The sequence below is a fragment of the Chromohalobacter canadensis genome (assembly GCF_029544075.1).
Lineage (GTDB): Bacteria > Pseudomonadota > Gammaproteobacteria > Pseudomonadales > Halomonadaceae > Chromohalobacter > Chromohalobacter canadensis_A.
In genome coordinates this window covers 20,587-36,188 of record NZ_JAJQJH010000009.1, presented here as the reverse complement: position 1 = coordinate 36,188, position 15,602 = coordinate 20,587, and the positions used below count along the sequence as shown (strand labels likewise).

At 61.7% G+C, this 15,602-nt stretch carries 12 protein-coding genes; 11 read left to right on the top strand and 1 reads right to left on the bottom strand.

Annotated elements, in window-relative coordinates; all coding sequences use genetic code 11:
• Nucleotides 1-58 precede the first annotated feature (58 nt).
• A complete protein-coding gene (locus tag LUN51_RS11820) occupies nt 59-919 on the bottom strand; it encodes a MurR/RpiR family transcriptional regulator (RefSeq protein ID WP_277811422.1) in 861 nt (286 codons plus the stop codon).
• A gap of 523 nt (nt 920-1,442) precedes the next feature.
• On the opposite strand from LUN51_RS11820, the gene LUN51_RS11815 reads away from it, so the two are divergent.
• The 11 genes from LUN51_RS11815 (at nt 1,443) to LUN51_RS11765 (ending at nt 15,438) form a co-directional block, all read left to right on the top strand.
• Nucleotides 1,443-2,213, top strand: coding sequence for a TIM barrel protein (locus tag LUN51_RS11815; protein WP_277811421.1), 771 nt, complete (start codon nt 1,443-1,445; stop codon nt 2,211-2,213).
• 33 nt (nt 2,214-2,246) lie between these two features.
• Entirely contained in the window at nt 2,247-3,149 is a 903-nt protein-coding gene (locus LUN51_RS11810; RefSeq protein ID WP_277811420.1) for a sugar phosphate isomerase/epimerase family protein, read from the top strand.
• Between the two features lie 12 nt (nt 3,150-3,161).
• The gene (locus LUN51_RS11805; protein ID WP_277811419.1) at nt 3,162-4,172 is read left to right on the top strand and encodes a Gfo/Idh/MocA family protein; all 1,011 of its coding nucleotides are present in this window, start codon (nt 3,162-3,164) and stop codon (nt 4,170-4,172) included.
• 332 nt (nt 4,173-4,504) lie between these two features.
• Nucleotides 4,505-6,445, top strand: a complete 1,941-nt coding sequence (locus LUN51_RS11800) for a bifunctional 5-dehydro-2-deoxygluconokinase/5-dehydro-2-deoxyphosphogluconate aldolase (RefSeq protein ID WP_277811418.1) — start codon at nt 4,505-4,507, stop codon at nt 6,443-6,445.
• On the top strand, nt 6,442-8,292 hold the full coding sequence (iolD, locus tag LUN51_RS11795; RefSeq protein WP_277811417.1) for a 3D-(3,5/4)-trihydroxycyclohexane-1,2-dione acylhydrolase (decyclizing): 1,851 nt from the start codon (nt 6,442-6,444) through the stop codon (nt 8,290-8,292). Before LUN51_RS11800 ends, iolD begins: the two co-directional genes overlap by 4 nt.
• 52 nt (nt 8,293-8,344) lie before the next feature.
• Complete coding sequence (gene iolE, locus LUN51_RS11790) at nt 8,345-9,244, top strand: myo-inosose-2 dehydratase (RefSeq protein ID WP_277811416.1); 900 nt, start codon at nt 8,345-8,347, stop codon at nt 9,242-9,244.
• Between the two features lie 23 nt (nt 9,245-9,267).
• The gene (locus tag LUN51_RS11785; protein ID WP_277811415.1) at nt 9,268-10,770 is read left to right on the top strand and encodes a CoA-acylating methylmalonate-semialdehyde dehydrogenase; all 1,503 of its coding nucleotides are present in this window, start codon (nt 9,268-9,270) and stop codon (nt 10,768-10,770) included.
• Between the two features lie 252 nt (nt 10,771-11,022).
• Nucleotides 11,023-11,406 carry a tautomerase family protein gene (locus tag LUN51_RS11780; protein ID WP_277811414.1) on the top strand — a complete coding sequence of 128 codons (384 nt, stop codon included), beginning with the start codon at nt 11,023-11,025 and terminating at the stop codon, nt 11,404-11,406.
• 212 nt (nt 11,407-11,618) lie between these two features.
• Nucleotides 11,619-13,340, top strand: a complete 1,722-nt coding sequence (locus LUN51_RS11775; protein WP_277811413.1) for a purine-cytosine permease family protein — start codon at nt 11,619-11,621, stop codon at nt 13,338-13,340.
• A 102-nt stretch (nt 13,341-13,442) separates the two neighbouring features.
• Nucleotides 13,443-13,832 (top strand): hypothetical protein, encoded by a 390-nt coding sequence (locus LUN51_RS11770; RefSeq protein WP_277811412.1) that lies wholly within the window; start codon nt 13,443-13,445, stop codon nt 13,830-13,832.
• Between the two features lie 94 nt (nt 13,833-13,926).
• Nucleotides 13,927-15,438: a DUF2252 domain-containing protein gene (locus LUN51_RS11765; protein WP_277811411.1), complete on the top strand. Its 1,512-nt coding sequence runs from the start codon at nt 13,927-13,929 to the stop codon at nt 15,436-15,438.
• Nucleotides 15,439-15,602 lie beyond the last annotated feature (164 nt).

Below are 15,602 nucleotides of genomic sequence, written 5' to 3'. Positions count from 1 at the left end.
GCTGCCCTCCTCGTCTTCAGTCAGATTCGTTCATTGCTCGATCATCGAACATCGGGATTCACCTCTTGGCCTTCGCCTCATCGTGTACAGACTCGCTAGCCTTGTCTTGGCGTACGCCCAGAGCAATTGCCAGCGTCTGTGTCAGACACAAGGAGGCCGTCAGGCCACGAAAGCTTTTTACTTCGGCTTCATGCACCACCAGGCTCACGTCCGCGAGCCGCGCCAGAGGGCTGAGGCTGGAGTCGGTGATCACCACCATGGGAATGCCACGCTCCTTGGCCTCGGCCGCGGCATCCTGCGTTTCATGCGCGTAGGGAGAAAAGCTCACCACCAGCATTGCATCCCGGGGACCGACGGCTTTCATCTGCTCTCCGTGCATCCCACCCAGGCCATCAATCAGAAAAGCCCGCTTGTCGATGTGATGCAGTGCGTAGGCAAAGTAACTAGCCACCACGAAACTGCGTCGTGCTCCCAGCACGTGGACAATCTCGGCTTGCTCAAGCACATCCAGCGCTCGCTCCAGATCGTGCGGATCGATACGACTGGGCAAGGCCTCGAGCACCTCACGGTTGGCCTCGGCAAACTCCCAGAGGAGTTGGGTACTGTCAGGGGTTTCGCCGGTCGCCGAGCGCACCGCGCGGATGCGCTCGGCGTAGTTGGGTAATTCATCGACCAGCCGGGTCCTGAACAGTTGCTGCATTTCCGAGAAGCCCTTGAAGCCGAAGCTGTTGGCAAAGCGGATCAATGTCGATGGCGTCACACCGGCGCGCTCGGCCAACTTGGCGACCGTGGCGAAGGCTACTTCCTGGGGGTGGTCGAGCAGAAAACGCGCCGTTTGCTGTAAACGCCGGCTCAGGGTTCCGTACTCGGTAGTGATTCGCGCTTCGAGTTCGGCGAAGTCTTGCGGTAATTGATTCATTGATGCCTGTTCTCCGAGTTCGCTGCGCCGCTACTTGGCCTGATGTAACGACAGCCTAGGCGCAATGGAATAAAAATTCCATTAATACCAAAGTATAGAACACACCATTCTCATAATACAGGAAAGGTGACTCGCCCAGCATTTACGCCCATCCGGGCAACGCTGGCTTGCGACATCCGCATTGGGACAAGGCATCGTTTGGCGATGGCTGCCCTACATCTTTGGTCGCAGAAAATCTAGAGCAAGCTCGGGAAAACACGGCGACAACTGGCACAAGGATTTAACATGTCACTGATATATAAAGGTTTTTATCTAATTTCCCGCTTGTCCACCTGACACGAGATGAAATTTTCCAAATATTGAATAACTGGAATACCTATTCTAATCTCCACTCAATCGATAGGCCAAAACGTCGGCAAGGCCGGCGTCTGCGTCTTCAGCTCGTCAGTCAAGAGAGAAAACAACCATGGCCCAGCAAGCACCCCGTTTTGCCTTGAACCACATGATTTGCCCACGACTGAGCGTGAGTGAGCTACTTGAAGGTGCCGCCCAGTTGGGATTAAGCGCAGTCGAACTTCGCAACGATGTCGGCAACAACAGTATCAAGACACTTGACCAGGCCAAGGAGGCCGGGCGGCTGGCACGAGAGAAAGGCATTGAGATCCTGAGCATCAACGCCCTCTATCCATTCAACATCTGGAACGACGAGCGTGCCGAGCAGGCCGAGCATCTGGCTCAGTTGGTCGATGCCTGCGGCGGACGTGGCCTGGTACTCTGCCCCTTGGTCGATGATGACCACGGCGCATCCGAGCATGAAAAACGCGCTGGACTCAAGGACGCGCTGGCCGCCTTGGACCGCATTCTGGGGCGCTATGACCTGCAGGGATTCGTCGAGCCCCTGGGCTTCCCGATTTCGTCACTTCGCACCAAGCAGGAAGCCGTCGAGGCTATCCGTGATCTTGGCCTGACGCACCGTTTCAGTCTGGTTCATGACACCTTCCACCATGCCGGCGCCGGAGAGCGGGACGTGTTTCCCGAGCATACCGGCCTGGTGCATGTCTCCGGTGTCGAAGACGAGTCGATCAACTTCGACTCCATGCTCGACGAACATCGCCTGCTGGTCGGCCCGCACGACCGCCTGGACAGTATCGGACAGGTGCAGCAACTGCTCGCGGCAGGCTACGACCAGTACATTTCCTTCGAGCCCTTCGCCCCTGCAGTCTGCAACTTGGATGACCCGTTCACGGCCATTCAGGGCAGCATGGATGAAATTCGCCGCAAACTGACCGCCTGAGTAAACGAACACCAATCTACGCAGGAGCTTCGCATGAAAATCGCCCTGGATCCGTTCATGCACCGCCACGTGCCACTCAATGAACTGCCGCGACTGGCCGCCGAACTGGGCTATGAGTACATCGAACTGTCGCCTCGCGCCGATTTTCTCGACTGGTTCGTGCACCCTCGGGTCTATCCCGAGCGCCTGCAAACCTTCAAAAAATCGCTCAAAGACCATGGCGTGCAGCTTTCCTCGCTGCTCCCCATGTACCGCTGGGCCAGTCCCCACGAGGATGAGCGCCAGTCGGCAGTGAAGTACTGGAAGAAAGCCATCGAGATTGCCGTGGAGCTGGGCGTGGACACCATGAATTCCGAGATGGGGCGCGGCCCCCATCCCGAGCGCGGCAGCTGTTCGAGCTGCTGCCAGGGCGGCGCCACCACCGAGTCGAGCGAGGCCTCCTGGTGGCGCTCCATGGAAGAACTGGTACCGATCCTTGAACGCGAAAGGATTCAGCTCAACATCGAGCCTCACCCCGACGATTTCGTCGAGACGCTGCACCCAGCCGTGGACATGATCCGCACTGTCAATTCTAACAACGTCAAGTTCCTCTATTGCGCGCCGCACACCTTCCATTTCGGCGACGACATGGAACAAATGATCCGCGATTGTGCCCCGGTACTGGCCCATGTGCATGTCGCCGATACCTTCAATCACAAGGCCTCCTCGGGGCTGCGCTACATCATCAACCCACCGGGTTCCACCGCCCGCGTTCATCAGCATCTCAATATCGGTGAAGGCGAAGTGGACTGGGACCTGTTCTTCAAGACGCTCGCCGATGTCGGCTTCGACGGCATCATGACCGCCTGCGTCTTCGCCTGGGAGGAACGTGCCGAGCAGTCCTCGCGCTTCATGCGCGAGGAAATCCAGCGCTACGTGGACAAATACTGGAAATAACGAGGAATCATCATGACTGTCAGAATCGGCATCATCGGTACCGGCATGATCGGCGAAGAGCATGCGCGGCGCATCACCCACTCCCTCACCGGCGGGCGCATCGTTGCCGTCAGCGACGTCAATGCCGATCAGGCGCGCGCGGTCGTCGACCGCCTCGGCCTGGACGCCAAGGTCTATGATAGCGGCCTGGAGCTGATCCAGGCTGACGACGTCGATGCCGTCATGGTGACGTCCTGGGGCGGCACTCACGAAGAATATGTACTCGCCGCCATCCAAGCCGGCAAGTACGTATTCTGCGAAAAGCCACTGGCCACCACCGCGCAAGGCTGCCGCAATATCATCGATGCCGAGATCGATGCAGGAAAGCGCCGGGTCCAGGTTGGCTTCATGCGTCGCTACGACAGCGGCTACCAGCTGATGAAGGAGGCCATCGACGCCAATCGCCTCGGCGAGCCATTGATGATTCACGCAGCCCACCGCAACCCGACGGTCCCAGAGCGCTACGTCACGCCCATGGCGATTCACGACACCCTGATCCATGAGCTGGACACCTTCCGCTGGCTGCTCGACGACGACTACTCTACCGCCCAGGTCGTCTTCCCGCGCAAGACTCGCCACGCCCATAGCAAGGTCGAGGATCCACAGATCGTACTGCTCGAGACCACCCAGGGCGTGCGCATCGACGTCGAAGTCTTCGTCAACTGCCAGTATGGCTATGACATCCAGTGCGACGTGATCGGCGAAGAGGGCATTGCCCACCTGCCCGAGCCGCAGAGCCTGACTTTCCGCCAGGCCGGACAGCGCTCCAACGAAGTCCTGCAGGACTGGAAGAAACGTTTCGGCGAAGCCTTCGACGTCGAACTTCAGGCCTTCATCGATGGTGCCGCCAGCGGCACGGTTGGCGGCCCGTCGTCATGGGATGGCTACGCGGCAGCCATTGCCAGCGATGCCTGCGTCAGGGCGCAGGAGAGCAGACAGATCGAAAGAATCGAGATGCCCGAGCGCCCCGCCTTCTACGCCTGATCCGGTTCCAGAAAGAGGCCTGCCCGTCCCGCCACTGGCAGAACGGGGCAGGCCGGGCCAGTACGAGGCAAGGATGCCGTGAAAAGGCATGCCATGGCTTCCGTTACGGTTTTGCCACGCAGTGCATGAAAGGCCGCCGCCTATGGCCTTGAGGGCGACGCTCGGAGCATAAAAAGAATTTTTATTCCGTAAATTGAAATATTGAAATTAAAATTCTATATTTTTTATAACGACTCGATTGACGTGACTACACCCTCACTGGCCGGTAGTACCTGATATCAACGTGAACGTCCGCACAGGCACACGGTGACGGCCTAACGTAGGAAAACACTATGAACAAGACCAAGTCATTGGACCTGATTTGCCTGGGCAGGGTCGCCGTCGACCTCTACTCCGAACAGATCGGCAGCCGTCTGGAAGATGTCTCCAGCTTCGCCAAGTACCTGGGCGGCAGTTCCGGCAACATGGCCTACGGCACCGCCCGTCTGGGGCTCAAGTCAGCCATGCTGTCGCGCGTCGGCAACGAGCAGATGGGCAACTTCGTGCGCGAGGAACTCGAACGAGCCGGTGTGGATACCAGCGCCCTGCAGACCGATCCGGAGCGGCATACCGGCCTGGTACTTCTGGCACTCAAGGACCGCGACAGTTTTCCCCTGCTGTTCTACCGCCGCGACTGTGCCGACATGGCCATTGATGCCGATGCCATCGACCCCGACTTCATCGCCCGGGCACAGGCCCTGGCCATCACCGGCACCCACCTGTCCACCGAAACCACCCAGAGCGCTTGCCGCAAGGCACTCGACGCCGCGGCGCAGCAAGACACGAAGCGGGTGCTGGATATCGACTACCGTCCGGTGCTGTGGGGACTGACCAACCCCGGCGATGGCGAGACCCGCTTCATTGCCGATGACCAGGTCACCCGTCACCTGCAGCGCTGGCTCGGCGATTTCGACCTGATCGTCGGCACCGAAGAGGAATTCCATATCGCCGGCGGGAGCATCGACACGCTCGAAGCGCTGCGCAATGTGCGCAAAATCAGCGATGCCACACTGGTCTGCAAGCTCGGCGCGCTGGGTTGCGTAGTATTCGAGGGCACGATCCCAGATCGCATCGAGGACGGCATTCTGGTCGAGGGCGTCAAGGTTGAGGTACTAAACGTGCTGGGCGCCGGCGATGCCTTCATGAGCGGCCTGCTGCGTGGCTGGCTGCGCGGCGAGGCTTGGGCCACCAGCGCTGCCTACGCCAACGCCTGCGGCGCGCTGGTCGTATCACGCCACGGCTGTGCACCGGCCATGCCCACCGAGGAAGAACTGTTCGACTACCTGGACCGCCGCGCCTCAGTAAAGCGCCCCGACCGGGACGAGCGGCTCAATCATCTGCATCGTGTCACCACACGCGCTCCTGCCGACTGGCCCCAGGTCTGCGGGCTGGCCTTCGACCATCGTCGTCAGCTCACCGATATGGCCCGCGAGGTCAAGGCCGACCCGGCCCACATCCCCCAGCTCAAGCAGTTGCTGGTGAAAGCCGCCGAGGAAGGCGCACGGCGTACCGGCCTGGAAAGCCCGGCCATCCTGGTCGATGACGTGTTCGGTCAGGACGCGCTCAACGATGCCACCGGTAAGCATTGGTGGATAGGCCGTCCGGTCGAGCTGCCCAGCTCGCGTCCGCTGCGTTTCCAGCACGGTGATGACTTGGGCAGCGAATTCCGCCATTGGCCGACCGAACATATCATCAAGTGCCTGGTGTTCTACCACCCGGACGACCCGCTGGCCCTGCGCCTCGAGCAGGAAGCCCGTCTGCGCCAGCTTTACCAGGCCGCCTGTGCCAACCACCTGGAGCTGCTGATCGAGGTGATTCCGCCCAACCAGGCCGAGGTCGACGACCAGACCCTGGCCCGTTCGCTGACGCGGCTCTACAACCTGGGCATCCGCCCCGACTGGTGGAAGCTGCCGACGCTTACCGATGAGGGCTGGCAGTCGGTGAGCCAAGCCATTGACGAACAGGACCCGCATTGTCGAGGTGTGGTGTTGCTGGGATTGGACGCCCCCATGGAGGACATGAAGCGCGGTTTCGCCGCGGCAGCGCGCCACGCCCGGTGCAAGGGATTCACCGTGGGCCGCACCTTGTTCGCTGCGCCCAGCCGCGACTGGCTGGCCGGCAACCTCGACAACAACCAGCTCATCGATAGGGTCGCCAGCAATTATGCCGAGCTGATCCAGGAATGGCAGCGGCTGCGTTCTACCCAGCCCAATGCAGAGGAAGTCCTGTCATGAATACCGTTCGCCTGACCATGGCCCAGGCCGTCATCCGTTACCTGACGGCCCAGAAAGTCGAAATCGATGGCGAGATCAAGCCACTGTTCGCGGGTTGCTGGGCGATCTTCGGTCACGGCAACGTTGCTGGGCTGGGCGAGGCGCTCTATCACGCCCGCGACCAGTTGCCGACCTACCGCGCCCATAACGAGCAAGGCATGGCGCATGCCGCCATCGCCTATACCAAGACGCTCGACCGTCGTCAGATGATGGCCTGCACCGCCTCCGCCGGTCCCGGCTCGACCAACATGGTCACTGCCGCCGCGGTAGCGCACGTCAACCGACTGCCGGTGCTATTCCTGCCCGGGGATACCTTCGCCACACGCATGCCGGACCCGGTCCTGCAACAGATCGAGAACTTTCACGATCATACGCTGACCACCAACGATTGTTTCAAGCCGGTCAGCCGTTTCTTCGATCGCATCACCCGCCCCGAGCAGCTACTCACCTCGCTGCCCCAGGCGATCCGTGTTCTGACCGACCCGGTGGAGTGCGGCCCCGTCACCCTGGCCATGCCTCAGGACGTACAGACGATGGCCTTCGACTATCCGGTGCATTTCTTCGACGAGAAGATCCATCGCCCACGCCGCCAGGCGGCCGACCGCGACGAGCTGGCCCGCGCCATCGAGCTGATCAAGCAGGCCAGCAAGCCCTTGGTCATCGCCGGTGGCGGTGTGCATTACGCCGATGCCCGCGAAGCACTCGACGCGCTGGTATCCGCCTATCACCTACCGGTGGGCGAGACCCAGGCCGGCAAGGGTGCCCTGCCCTGGGATCACGAGCAGAACATGGGCACCATCGGCGTCACCGGCGCGTCGTCCACCAACACCCTGGCCGCCGAGGCCGACCTGATCATCGCCGTGGGTACGCGCCTGGGCGACTTCGCGTCCGGATCGCGGGCGATGATCAATCCCGAGGCCAAGCTGTTGTGTCTCAACGTTGCCTCGTTCGATGCCGTCAAGCACAAGGCTCAGCCCCTGGTTGGAGACGCCCGCCTGACCCTCCCCGAACTCACCGATGGCCTGGCTGGCTGGCAACCCGACGGTGAATGGATCGAACGTGCCGCCAAGCTGCGCAGCGAGTGGAACAAGGCCGTCGACATTGCCACCACCGACCGCGGCACCGACCTACCCACCGATGCCGAGGTGGTGGGCGCCGTCAACCGTGCCGCCGGCGAGCGTGACATCGTGGTGTGTGCCGCCGGTGGGCTGCCCGGCGAGCTGCAGAAGCTGTGGCGGACTCGTTATGCACGTGGCTACCACATGGAGTATGGCTATTCGTGCATGGGCTACGAACTAGCCGGTGGCCTGGGCACCAAAATGGCCAAGCCCGACTCGGAAGTGTTCGTGATGGTCGGCGACGGTTCCTACCTGATGCTCAACTCGGAGATCGCCACCTCGTTGATGCTGGGCCACAAGATCATTGCCGTGGTGCTCGACAATCGTGGCTATGGCTGCATCCATCGCCTGCAGCAGTTCTGTGGCGGTCCCGGCTTCAACAACCTGCTCGATGATTGCCTCAGCGTCGAGGATGGCGCACCGAAGACCAATTTCGCCGCCCACGCCATCGCACTTGGTGCACGCGCCGAGCATGTCGGCAACATCCAGGAACTGGAAGCGGCTCTCGAGCGGGCCAAGGCGTCACCGGTCAGCTACGTCATCAGCCTGGACACCGATCCGCTGGTGGGCACTGATGAGGGCGGCTCCTGGTGGGATGTGGCGGTGGCCGAGGTCTCCGAACGCTCTGAAGTCGAGGAAGCGCGCCGGCGCTACGAATCCTACAAGGCCCGCCAGTGGCAGAACATGTAACGGCTCTCTCAATGATCGAATCACCAACAACAGCCTTTTTCGGGAGTTCGCCATGAGCGTAAGACTAGGTATCAATCCCCTCACCTGGACCAACGACGACCTACCCAGCCTGGGGGGTGACACGCCACTTGAGGTCTGCCTGTCCGAGGGACGCGAGGCCGGTTTCAGCGGCTTCGAGCTGGGCCACAAGTTCCCGCGCACCCCCGAGACTCTGTCGAAGATCCTCGGCGACCATGATCTGTCGCTGGTCTCCGGCTGGTACTCCAGCCAATTGCTGGAGCGCAGCCCCGAGGAGGAGATCGAGGCGATCAAGGACCACCTGACGCTGCTCAAGGAGTGCGGCGCCAAGGTCATGGTGTTCTGCGAGGTGACCCACTGCGTGCACGGCAACCAGTCACACCCGCTGTCGCAGCGCCCGCACCTCAGCGATGCCGAATGGCAGCGTCTCACCGAGGGGCTCGATATTGTCGGTGACTACCTCAAGGAACAGGGCGTGCACATGGCCTACCACCACCATCTCGGCACGGTGGTGGAAAGCCAGGCCGATGTGGAACGTCTGATGGACAATACTCGCGACTCGGTGGGCCTGCTACTCGACCTGGGCCATCTGGTGGGTGCCGGCGGCGACCCGCTAGCTATTGCCAAGCGTTACACCTCACGCATCAAGCACGTGCACTGCAAGGACATCCGCTTCCCGGTCCTCGATGATGTGCGCAATCGCGACAAGAGCTTCCTCAACGGGGTACTCGATGGGCTGTTCACCGTTCCCGGCGACGGCAATGTGGACTTCCTACCCACGCTCCAGCACCTCAGCGAAGCGGGCTACGAGGGCTGGCTGGTCGTCGAGGCCGAGCAGGACCCGCAGGTTGCTCACCCCCTCACCTATGCCCGCATGGGACATGACAACCTGCGTTTGCTGGCCGAGCAGGCGGGCTTCACCATCGCGAAGTAACTGACGAGTCAAAGGGCTATCACATGAACCAGATACACCACTATCTCAACGGCACGACCGTGGCCGGCCACAGCGAACGCTTCGCCCCGGTCTACAACCCCGCCACCGGCGAGCAGAGCGCCCAGGTTGCCCTGGCCTCCGCCGACGAGACCCGCGAGGCCATTGCCAGCGCCGACCAGGCCTTCGCCACGTGGTCGAAGATGTCCGCCCTTAAGCGCGCGCGTATTCTTTTCAAGTTCAAGGCGCTGGTCGAACAGCACGCCGACGAGATCGCACGCCTGATTTCCAGCGAGCACGGCAAGGTGTTCTCCGATGCCAAGGGCGAGCTGACTCGCGGCCTGGAAGTCGTCGAGTTTGCCTGCGGTATCCCGCACCTGCAGAAGGGCGAACATTCCATGAACGTCGGTACCGGCGTCGACAGCTTCTCGATGATGCAGCCGCTGGGTGTGTGTGCCGGCATCTCGCCGTTCAACTTCCCGGCGATGGTGCCGATGTGGATGTTCCCCATCGCCCTGGCCTGCGGCAATACCTTCGTTATGAAGCCCTCGGAAAAGGACCCATCCACGCCGATGCGCCTGGCCGAGCTGCTCAGCGAGGCCGGCCTACCCGATGGCGTGTTCAACGTGGTCAATGGTGACAAGGAAGCCGTTGACGTGCTGCTCACCGACGAGCACGTGCAGGCGGTAAGCTTCGTCGGCTCCACCCCGATCGCCGAATATATCTATGCCACGGCCTCCAGCCATGGCAAGCGCGTCCAGGCCTTGGGCGGCGCCAAGAATCACATGGTGATCATGCCCGATGCCGATCTTGACCAGGCTGTGGACGCCCTGATGGGCGCTGCCTACGGTTCGGCGGGCGAACGCTGCATGGCGATCTCGGTAGCCGTGCCGGTCGGTGAGGAGACCGCCAGCCGGCTACGTGACAAGCTGGTCGAGAAGCTCGAGACCCTGCGTGTCGGCCCCGGGCTGGTCGATGGTCCCGACAATGACATGGGGCCACTGATCACTGGCGATCATCTGGAGAAGGTCAAGGACTATATCGCCACTGGCGTCGAGGAAGGCGCGGAACTGGTCGTCGATGGTCGCGAGACGGTCGTCGATGGCGCTGGCAACGGTTACTTCATCGGCGGCACGCTGTTCGATCACGTCAAGCCGGGCATGCGCATCCATGCCGAGGAGATCTTCGGGCCGGTGCTGGCCATCGCCCGCGCAGGCAGCTTCGACGAAGCCGTGTCGATGATCAACGCTCACGAGTTCGGGAACGGTACGGCGATATTCACTCGTGATGGCGATGCCGCACGCCAGTACTGCGAGCAGATCCAAGTGGGCATGGTCGGCGTCAACGTGCCGATCCCGGTACCCATGGCCTTCCATAGCTTCGGCGGCTGGAAGCGTTCGCTGTTCGGTCCGCTGCACATGCATGGCAGCGACGGGGTGCGCTTCTATACGCGCATGAAGACGATAACGCAGCGTTGGCCGAGCGGGATTCGGGAAGAGACGAACCATTTCACGATGCCCACCCACTAAGCGCTGGTTATTGCAGGCCCGTCGATGAGGTGGCCGCCGGGAGCAAGCTGAAGCGAGGGTCATTCGTCATGGCCGGAAAATAGCTCACGGATTTTCCGGTATTTCCATTATCCATGGCGGACAGATGACGAATGTAGCGCCTAAGGAAGGGCTTATAGCGCCCTCGCGCAAGCTTGCTGACGGACTGCCATCCTGCTTGGCGAATCAGGCACGAATCGCTTTTATTCAATAACTCGCGTGGAGAACGAACATATGCCGCTCGTGACCATTTCCGTTCCCGATCACCGCCCGGTGCTGTGGCGCAAGAAAGTCGCCGACATCGTCAACGCAGCGGTGATCGAGACGCTGGATTTTCCACCGGACGATCGCTATCAGTTGATCCAGGCCTTGCCGGCAGAGCAGATCGAACTGCAGAATCGCCACCGTGATTCGGTCGTCCTGCAGCTAACCATGCGCGCCGGTCGCGACAGCCATGCCAAGCAGGCTTTCTATCGGCGTGTCGTCGACGACCTGGCCAAGCATGCCGATATCGATCCCGCCTGTATCATGATCGTGATCACCGAGAATGCTGACGCCGACTGGTCGTTCAGCAATGGCGAAGCGCAGTTCCTCGTCGCCCAGCAGCAAGCCAGCTGACTCCCTTTATCTTCCATCTCTAACAGCCCCCGCAGAACCGGCATTGCCGCGTTCAGCTGGGGGCTACCCTGCATTTAGAATAAAAATTCCATTAATACCAAAGTATAGAATAAATGATTTGAACGTTTATACCTCGGCATATAGATTCAAATAACGCCATTCAAAACATCGCCCACTGTGGCCTAGCAGCAATGGCCCGGGAGGAAAACAACATGATATCGTCTCCAAGTACAAGGAAAGTTACCGAAACCGGTGATAGCGGCGAATTCGAGCGCCAGCGCATTCCCGCCGACAAGCAACTGAGCGGTACCTACTTTCTCGGCGCCTATGCCGGCGAGCACGTTGCCGGCACCGAGTTCGTTATCGGCGCCTCGTTGGTCGCACTGGGCGTCAGCACCAGCGACTTGATATGGGGCCTGCTGATCGGCAACCTGCTCGCCGTGCTGTCCTGGGCCTGGGTCTGCAGCCCGATCGCCACCCGCTCGCGCATGACCATCTACTGGTATCTGGAACGGCTGGCCGGCAAGCACTTCTCGACGGTCTACAATCTGCTCAATGGCTTGATCTTCGCAGTGGTTTCCGGTGCCATGATCACGGTATCTGCTTCGGCCTTTCGCGTGATGACCGACATTCCGCCTCAGACCGCCTGGTATCCCCAAAGCGTCAGCTTCGTGGCACTGGCCCTGTTCGTTGGCGCCATCACCGTTTGGATGACGGTCAAGGGTTTCAAGCTGATCGCCAACTTCTCGACGGTGTGCTCACCCTGGATGGCCACGATGTTCCTGGCCAGTGGCATCGTCACTGTGCCCGTGCTGCTGCATACCGGCCAGCTCGAGGGCATTACCTCGCTCGGTGGTGTACTCGACACGTTCGTGTGGACCGGCACCACCCCCGACGGCGGCACAGGCATTTCCGTGTGGATCATTGCCGCCTGGGCCTGGGGTGCCAACCTGCCCATGCACTTAGGGATGAGTGACATGAGCATCCTGCGCTTCGCGCGCAAGTCCAGCTATGGCTACTTCTCCGCAGCCGGTATGTACATCGGCCATTTCATGGCCTGGATCTGCGCCGGCCTGATGGGGGCGACCGCCGCCCTGCTGGCGAAATCCTCGCTCATTGAGATGGACCCGGGCGGTGTCGCGTTCCGTATCCTCGGCGCCATGGGGCTGATCGCCGTAGTGGTGGCCGGCTGGACAACCTCCATCCCCAGCCTGTACCGCGCTGGGCTGGCCTTCCAGGCCGTGTTCGACCGCTTCTCGCGTGTGCAGGTTACCGTTGCCACCGGTGCCGTGACGACAGTGATCGCCTGTTTCCCGTTCGTGTTTACCCAGTGGTTGAATGTGCTGTCTTACTTCATCATGCTCATCGCTCCGGTGGGGGCAATAATCGCTGCCGAACATTTTCTCCTGCCCCGCCTGGGCATCCGTCCTTTCTGGCGTGAGCAGCACGGACATGACACCAACCTGCCTGCCTTTGCCGCCTGGGGGCTTGGTGTCGCGGTGGGGATCGCGCTACTAGCACTCAACGCCATCCACCTGTTCGCCCTGTTCATCCCCGTCTGGCTCGTCAGCTTCCTTGGCTACCCGCTGATGTGCCATCTTGCCGGTGCCGCCAGAGGCAACGACGCCAACGATCCCTATCAAGCCGCCTATGGACCGGTACTCGAACGCGGCCTCACGGAATCGCCTCCCGCCGGCTACCAGCCCATCAATCGTCGCAGCCCCTGGTACGCCATCGCCGTGGTCTGCCTGGTGACTATCCTCGGCTTGGCTGCCTGGGGCGGAATCACCAACGACGCCGTGGCACACCTTGACACGTTCCAGCGCTTGGTCGTTTTGCCCACACTGCTCTATTTCATTGCGGCCACCGCTTGGATGAAAGAGCGCCGTAGGCACAGGCACGCCAACCACATCTCTTCAAACTTAGCAAAGTAAAGGTGATCAACCACTCCTGCCGTCCAGGCGCGCCGCAACGGCGCCTGGGTCTGGCGCAGCGGCGACGATCTCGAGACCCGTTTCCGCGCCGCCGATGGGGCGATGCTGGAAGCGACCGGACTATCACCTCACGACGTGTTCGGCCTCGCCACCGTCACCGGTGCCCCCAACGTTGAATTCAACCTGGCCATTGGTGTCAGCTCGAGCCGCCGCCGTGGCGAGCCGATGTCCACCGAGATCATCATCGAACTCGAGGGCGAGGATCAGGCAGCGCAGCCGCTACGCTCACGCCACGCGGTGACTCACCCCGAAGGGCAGATGCCGCTGACAGGGCTCGGGGTCGCGCTACTTCTCGAGAGGCTCGTTGGCCTCGATGGCAAACCAGCAGTTGGCGCGGGGCTCTATTTTCCGTATCAACTGCTGGACCCCGCGGTTTACCTCGAGCGCTTCACGCAGGCCGGTGGGCGGATCTTGGAGCTCGACGTGCGCTAACGCCCCAGCGCACATGCACCCTCCTCCCAAGTCGTGCATGCTGATGAGCAAGGAGACAACGACATCACGGTAGCCAGGACAGGCAGGGGGATGCATGAGCCAGGAATCGGAACCGACGCGCAAGGCACTCTACGAGCAAGCGCAACAGCAGGAGATCTCGGGACGCTCGCAGATGAGCAAGGCGGAACTGGCGGCGGCGCTCGAGCGGCAGTCGTTCGAGAAGGCCGCCGCGCCGGTGGTGGCGACGCGTTTCGATACCTTCAAGCGCCTGGCCGAGGCAGTGGCGGCCGGCGAGTTCGTGCTGCGCCCGCGCGTACTGACCGGGTTCGAGCGTCGTCGGCACGTGCGCCAGACGCTGCGCGAGGATCACCAGACACGCATCGCGGAAGGTTGCGAAGAAGCCGGCGCCAAGTTCGACCAGCTCTCCGACTCGCTGTTTTCGTTCTTTCGCGGCACGGCGCTGCTGTTCTACCGCGACATGGCCGGCGACGACGCCTGGATGCCCACCGTACTCGCGCTCGGCGACGTTCACCCCGGCAACTTCGGCGTCATGCCCAACGTGGACAACGTGCCGATCTTCTCGGTCAACGATTTCGACGAAGCCTACTACGCGCCCTTCACCTGGGATATCAAACGCGGCGCGGTCGGCTTCATGATCGCCTCCGAAACCGAGGGCGAGCTCAAGCGCAAGCATCGCGTCAAGGTCGTGCGTCGTTTCGTGCAGGGCTACCTCGAGACGATGGAGCGGCTGGCGCGCGAAGGCACCGAGCAGGATGAGGAAATGCGTCACGACAACGCGCCGAAGCTCATCCGCAAGCTGTTCGAGGACGCCGATGAAGACCGTGCCGAGTGGCTCGCCGACGACTACCTGAACGAGACGCGCAGCGGCTTCCGCCCGACCAGGAAACTGGTGCCGATCTCGTCGCGCCGTGACGAATTCCAGGCGATCACCGACCGGCTGGTCGAGGAAAACGAGATCGACGTGCCGGCACGCGCCAAGGGACGAGACAAGCATGACATGCACGTGAAGGACGTGGCGATACGTCTCGGCCAGGGCACCGCCTCGCTGGGGCTCAACCGCTATTACGTGCTGATCGAAGGTCCCCGGCGCGACGGCACGGACGACTTGATCATCGAGTACAAGCAGGCCCGGCGCTCCGCCCTGTCCGGCCTGGTACCGCCCTCCGCCTACGAAATGGACACCCTCGCCGAACGCATCAGCCATGCCCAGGCCGTGCACCTGATACGCGGCGATCTTTTCTACGGCCACGTCACGTTCGAGGGGCACAGCTATCTGTCCCGCGAGCGCGCGCCGTTCCGCGACGACATGGACCTCGACGACCTCTCCAAGAGCGAATGGAAGGAATACGCCCATATCTGCGGCGGCGTGCTTGCCACCGTGCACGCCCTCTCGGACGAATCCGGCAAGCTCGACTACGACATCGAACCCGCGATCCTCAACGCCATCGGCCCACCGGCACTGTTCGCCGAGGACATGGTGGAATTCGCCACCGAGGCTGCTGACCGCCTGCACCGGGACCACGAGATGTTCCGCGAGGATCACGCCCGAGGCGCGTTCGAGCACCTGGACTGGGTGCACCGATAAGTGCTCGTCCCGGGGACGGTGGCGCACGAACGCTGCTCCCGGGCACAAGCCGCAGACCGAGCCCCGAGTTGATCTCGCGAGGCGCCGGACGCCTCCCTCCGCTTCCAGGCCCAAGAGCCGCCGACTGACGTATGGCAACGCGATCGGGACAGGAAACGCATGTC

Coding starts and splice junctions, on each gene's coding strand:
- LUN51_RS11785 (WP_277811415.1), top strand. CDS start 9,268: ATGAACCAGATACACCACTATCTCAACGGCACGACCGTGGCCGGCCAC.
- LUN51_RS11765 (WP_277811411.1), top strand. CDS start 13,927: ATGAGCCAGGAATCGGAACCGACGCGCAAGGCACTCTACGAGCAAGCG.
- LUN51_RS11780 (WP_277811414.1), top strand. CDS start 11,023: ATGCCGCTCGTGACCATTTCCGTTCCCGATCACCGCCCGGTGCTGTGG.
- LUN51_RS11775 (WP_277811413.1), top strand. CDS start 11,619: ATGATATCGTCTCCAAGTACAAGGAAAGTTACCGAAACCGGTGATAGC.
- iolE (WP_277811416.1), top strand. CDS start 8,345: ATGAGCGTAAGACTAGGTATCAATCCCCTCACCTGGACCAACGACGAC.
- LUN51_RS11810 (WP_277811420.1), top strand. CDS start 2,247: ATGAAAATCGCCCTGGATCCGTTCATGCACCGCCACGTGCCACTCAAT.
- LUN51_RS11805 (WP_277811419.1), top strand. CDS start 3,162: ATGACTGTCAGAATCGGCATCATCGGTACCGGCATGATCGGCGAAGAG.
- LUN51_RS11820 (WP_277811422.1), bottom strand. CDS start 919: ATGAATCAATTACCGCAAGACTTCGCCGAACTCGAAGCGCGAATCACT.
- iolD (WP_277811417.1), top strand. CDS start 6,442: ATGAATACCGTTCGCCTGACCATGGCCCAGGCCGTCATCCGTTACCTG.
- LUN51_RS11770 (WP_277811412.1), top strand. CDS start 13,443: ATGCTGGAAGCGACCGGACTATCACCTCACGACGTGTTCGGCCTCGCC.
- LUN51_RS11800 (WP_277811418.1), top strand. CDS start 4,505: ATGAACAAGACCAAGTCATTGGACCTGATTTGCCTGGGCAGGGTCGCC.